The 5353-nt window shown below is 39.4% G+C and carries 3 protein-coding genes and 1 pseudogene; all 4 read right to left on the reverse strand.

The window, feature by feature from the left end; translation table 11 throughout:
- Positions 1 to 61: 61 nt before the first annotated feature.
- Positions 62 to 2530 (reverse strand): type 2 lanthipeptide synthetase LanM family protein, encoded by a 2469-nt coding sequence (locus ACFO8Q_RS18100; RefSeq protein WP_380027592.1) that lies wholly within the window; start codon positions 2528 to 2530, stop codon positions 62 to 64.
- Positions 2531 to 2690: 160 nt separating this feature from the next.
- On the reverse strand, positions 2691 to 2828 hold the full coding sequence (locus tag ACFO8Q_RS18105) for a type A2 lanthipeptide (protein WP_380027594.1): 138 nt from the start codon (positions 2826 to 2828) through the stop codon (positions 2691 to 2693).
- Between the two features lie 494 nt (positions 2829 to 3322).
- Positions 3323 to 3982 (reverse strand): response regulator, encoded by a 660-nt coding sequence (locus tag ACFO8Q_RS18110; RefSeq protein ID WP_380027596.1) that lies wholly within the window; start codon positions 3980 to 3982, stop codon positions 3323 to 3325.
- Between the two features lie 1187 nt (positions 3983 to 5169).
- A pseudogene (locus ACFO8Q_RS18115) lies at positions 5170 to 5280 on the reverse strand (ASCH domain-containing protein); the annotation flags it as partial.
- Positions 5281 to 5353 lie beyond the last annotated feature (73 nt).

Below are 5353 nucleotides of genomic sequence, written 5' to 3' on the forward strand. Positions count from 1 at the left end.
CATATAAAACGAAACTCTATGAAAATAGCTCTAAAATGAAGGTATGTCCAAATAAGCGGGGTTAATCCGGTAAAGCGACTACAAGAGTACCAGCGCACCCCGCCAGTAAATCATACATTACGTCTTTTTCAATTAATGGTTCACTCTTCGCTAAATGAATCAGTGCCTCCTCAAGTAGCTGGGGTTCATTCCATAAAACAGAAAGATGACTCAAAACGTAAACAACTGAAGCATGCCCATAAAAGGCTGATAATGTCTTGATTGCACCGGGTTGTTCAAGGAACATACGACCAGTATTGAACGCTTTTCGTGCTAAGTCATCAAATTTTTCAATCCCTGTTTCTTTTGCAAGATACCCTAGAAACAATGCAACTCCTAAAACTCCGTCATACAAACTTACATCAAGCGGTGTAAATAACCATTGATCATGTTCATTCGCCCCAAGACCGATCCATGTTACATCCTTTCCATCAGCACCCCAGATTGCACTTTTTTCAAGTCTCTCTCCTATATCGATGGCGGCTTTCAGAAACTCTTCACGAGTCGCAATCTGAGTTACCAATTTTTGATGAGGATCTCTTGGCGAAAGTTTGATATCCCACTTCTTGATCATGGTAGTCATGGATATACGTATATATTTCATCTGTTTTATACAATCTTCTTCACTTAGATGAGCTAAACGTTGCAGGACGTAGGATAAACTTTCGTTGTTATAAAAATTGGTAATCCTTTTTCCCCGACTATCCCATAGATCTTTGGAATTAACGCGTGTACTAAACGCAGGTACATCTCCTTCTAAAAGATCAGCATTTTCTGAGGCAACTATTCTAACCATAGCCGGTAAGTGATCCACTATCCTCCACATAAAATCAAACAGTTGAACACGTGCCAAACCATCCACTAAATTGTCAGGATGTAGACCTGCTTCAAGCATTGAAACATAAGACTGCGTATTACGTAAGATAGAACGTACAGGATCGTTAGCAAATTTAAAAATCGGGCCGTCTTCAGACTGAAGTTCTTCACGATTTTTTAAAAGGACTTGATAGACGTTATAAAATCCTGTTGTTACATCCTCGATGTAATCTTCAGCTTGAATAGGTTTTCCCTTCAGATAGGGGCGATTATCACTTTCCTTCAAAAAACCCTGTTTCTTTACCATTTTCATTTCATCTGTTCGAATGTTCTCAAATCCGTATACAAGTTTTGGTAGCCTTTGTCCGCCGTAACCACCAATTCCACTGATCTCAATCGCCTGGAAGGCTCCTGATTTAAACAGAGACACAGGGAGTAACCCCGTTCGCAGGACCGAATTCATCAACTCATCTGACGCTTTCTGCAAAGCTGTTTGTTTTACATCAACCGGCATAAAATTTTGGAACAATGATTCCAAATCAACAAGGTAAGGATATTCTCCTGATGCAATGATATTTTCAGAATGAAAATCCGTTGCATTCAGTAAGTATAAGAGGGCCAAATAACCACCAAGACGCTGGTAAAAACGTTTCACCTGATCCTTTTCGATACATTCTTCAACCGATATAAATTCTTCCCATCCATAAGATCCTCGATCAATTACCTGCATTAATTTAAAACTAGGAGTTAATCCTTTCTCATTGATCCAAGACAATAACTCTTGAAAATGAGCATCGACCCCAAGAGATCGCGGCTTATATAGAAGCCTAGAACCGGAAGCAAACTGAAATATCAACACACTTTTGCCACTATTATGTACATCTCCAACTCCGGACTTGATCTCGATTAACTTCGAAAAATCTCCCTCAATCAATTCTTCAATTTGTTCTCGATCTAAAAGAAAGTGTTCTACCGCCTCTAGGTTCGCATAAATTATGTTTTTTGCACTAACAGTCATCAGTCGCGCTAACACTGGATACTTGTGAAGTATGGCCAGAATATCTACCTTGTCTGTTAATTTTCTGGAGACGAAATCTTCAAATCTGGCTTCTGAAGTATTTCCGATCAGTTGCCCTTCTACACGTGCGATATTCAGCTCGAGCATAAGTGTACGACAAACTATTGTAAGTAGATTTTGATAAACGGGCTTTAAAATTGATGATATAATCATGGAATTAGAAAACGGTATTTCCGGAAATTTTTCTTGCCACTCCTTCAGTTGGTGCAAGATTTTTCCTTTACTCCATTTAAGAAAAGGAACCACAAATTTGAAAAATGGAGCCTCGGATTGGGCTTTCGGATCAATATCTTCGTCACTTAACGTGGTATAATCGTCAGATTTAAAGATATCATGTAATGATACAAGCCAATCGGGTTCTTTAAATAGTACAGGCCGATCACTCTGTGCCAAGATTCGTGAAAATGACTTGATATCCAGTCCCTCTTCTTCGAGACGATATTTCACTAAAGTTGGGTAAAGTCCTGTTCTTTTGCACCACGCGTCAACTTTAGCTTCCCCTTTTCCCTCGGAGATACCTAGGTCAACTTTCCGCTCGTTTATGTATGCCCCTTTGAACCATATCTCGCTATATAAAAGAGAAATTGTATTTTTCATGTTATTATCCCCTTGTAATAATCTAAGAGTAAGAGTATTAAGCGATAAAAACTTCCTCATATATATGGACGATGTGAAAATATATTACACTTCGGCTTTTCCACTTTTATTTTCGTTTAAATAAATAGACAGGGGAGCCCCCTGTCTATCTATTGAAGAATTAGCAGCAGCTATACCAACGGGTACCCGGGCAGTCCAGGGTATAGGTACAGATCCAACCGCAAGGATCAACACCACCAGCGATCTCAGCTAATTCTTCATCGGTCATTTGACCAACAACGAGTTTAATGTTTTCCATTTGTTACACCTCCTTTTCCACAAAGATGCCCCGGAACCTTTACTTTACATAGTTAAAATGCTAAACTTATAAAAGTTGCCTTTTTCTATGTAAATTAGTAAAGGGGCTTGTTTGAGTCGTCTACCAAATGATACCTACCAGTCTCTGTTTGGTAGCGACTCTATTTATTATAAACAGGTCATTCGTAGAAGAATGCTCCTGCCTATAAACTAGTGAATCAACATGGAACATAGAAAAATCCTGTATCAACTATCTGATAATTTTATTTTCTGAAGTACCCTCAATCCTTGTTTTGATTCTACTTACTTCCTGATTCAATAGTATTACATTTAACAGATTTTGGCACCGAAAATCGTGCTGCAAGATACCGCAATTCTTTTGCGGTCACCGCAAATATTTTTCCATAAAAATTGAGCTGTCCCAAAAGGGTACTACCAAATGATTGACACTCAAAAATAGACAAAAAAATATCCCCTTGCAACTTGAGGATTAGATTATATAAACTGCTCATTAGGAATAAGACCAAGCCGTTTGGCTTCCAGTATAGCTTCTGCCCTTGACCGGACAATTAATTTCCCGAAAATACGAGTTAAATTGTATTCTACTGTTCGTTGACTCATCAATAAAATATCTGCAATTTCCTTATTACTCTTTCCTTTCGCTACTTCTTGAAGAATTGCCTGTTCCCTTTCATTAATTGAAATACCTTCTAAGGTCTTATCATTTTCAGAAACAGCAACCCGTACATTATGTCGCCTAAGCTGCTGTAAAAGGGCCACAGGTAGAAGGGCTTCACGACGTAAAGCGCAACGAATAGCAGAGATAAGCTGTTCTTTGGATGCAGCCTTGCTTACAAAACCAGAAACTCCAGCTTCTATAAGGATATTGAAATGGGAACTAATATCGTATCCCGTGTAAATTAAAACAGGAGTATCCAAATTAATAGCGACAACTCTCCGGGTTAATTCCAATCCGTTTATTATAGGCATATTCAATTCAAAAAGCATCACATCAAAAGTTTGGCTTTTCAAAAATTCCAATGCTTCCACGCTAGAATTGACAACAGTAACCTTCATATCGTTTTCTTGCTCAATCAGGCTTTTTGTTCCTTCTCCAACCGCTGGATGGTGGTCAACCAATAATACTTGGATCACGTTTCTCCTTCCTTCCACTATTCATTAATGTTTTCTCGTATTTTCTCGCTATGTCTTAATCAACCAAAGATACCCTTAAAAGATGGAGTAGGAATGCATTTGTGCAATATTTTTCTGCGGATGAGCCGTTGCGGGAACAGGGATTGGAACTTTGTTTCCAATCTGTGGATACTTTGTCTCAGGGGTGGATGCCGCTTCTTGCTGCTTCGCTGGGTCGTTGCCCTTATGTAGATTCTGCGACTTCTCCGTGCTTCCGTTGTCTTCTGGTCTTGTCTTTAGAAGAGCGAGCGAATACGTGAGTTTGTATTAATCTAAGCACCAGCCGTAGCTATGTCTGAAGTATCCCACCCAGTACATCCATTAGCGTTCTACTTAATTTGTCTTGTGACCAACATGTCCAAGACACGTATGAGTTTTCCTCATGGAGCAATCATTGACTGTTACTTCTTCAGTGAATTGTGATTCGTGTTGTGTAATATTCATGCAATACCTTGAATTCGTTATTCTTTCTACCTGCATCTCATGCCCGTACAGCAATCATATAGTACAAAAAATCTTCCCTCTAGCAGAGTATAACAAATATTTCATCCTATTGGAATACATTACAAAAAATCAATTACTTACCATATCATTTATCAGCCGTGCTAGTAACTGCTGCTCTCGGAGCACCGACTATGGCTAAAACCGATGCAAGTTCTTTGACAAGAAAGTCGCTCAAGTTATGCTATTGAATCCGTAGTCAAAACCCGCTAAAGTCTATTCAAAACTCTTTGATTTCACCTTTGAAGGGGTATCTTATACCGGGATGAATTCAAGAAATTTTGATGTAACAGGTACCGATGTCGAAATTGATTCACGGGCGTCGACTTGAAACGATGAAAATAAATCCGGAACCTATTCATAACGCTCTACAGAAACCATTGGTATGGCGATGACAAGCTAACCACTGTAAAATATTTTTATGGTCTAGACAAAACGCTTTACTACTACCAGTGAACAGGAGTTGGTAAAGGCACCTACCACTTCAACATCAAATGTGACGAAAATCTTATCTCCGGTGACAGAAGCGTATGGCAACAATAATCTGGTAACTATCTCCACCCTCTGGATCAATAGACGTTATAAACTATGTTTTAGTTTCAACCAACAAAAAAAGCCGCCGGACACTTCCCAATCGGCTTCCACCATTACACTTCCCGAAACTCATGCACCCATACTTTCATTTGCGGGCCCCACGACATCCCCGGATGAATCGACAGTATGTGATTTTTGTAGGACTCCATGTCTGGGAATCCTTCAGTTGAATATTTCGGCGCGGCAGAGCCGCTAGGTTAATGAATGAGAGCCACCATGTTAATGAAATAGAGCCAA

This window comes from Effusibacillus consociatus (assembly GCF_042652925.1).
Taxonomy (GTDB): domain Bacteria; phylum Bacillota; class Bacilli; order Tumebacillales; family Effusibacillaceae; genus Effusibacillus; species Effusibacillus consociatus.

Excerpts from the sequence above, each read along its gene's own strand:
- ACFO8Q_RS18100 (WP_380027592.1), bottom strand. The coding sequence starts at position 2,530 with ATGAAAAATACAATTTCTCTTTTATATAGCGAGATATGGTTCAAAGGG.
- ACFO8Q_RS18105 (WP_380027594.1), bottom strand. The coding sequence starts at position 2,828 with ATGGAAAACATTAAACTCGTTGTTGGTCAAATGACCGATGAAGAATTA.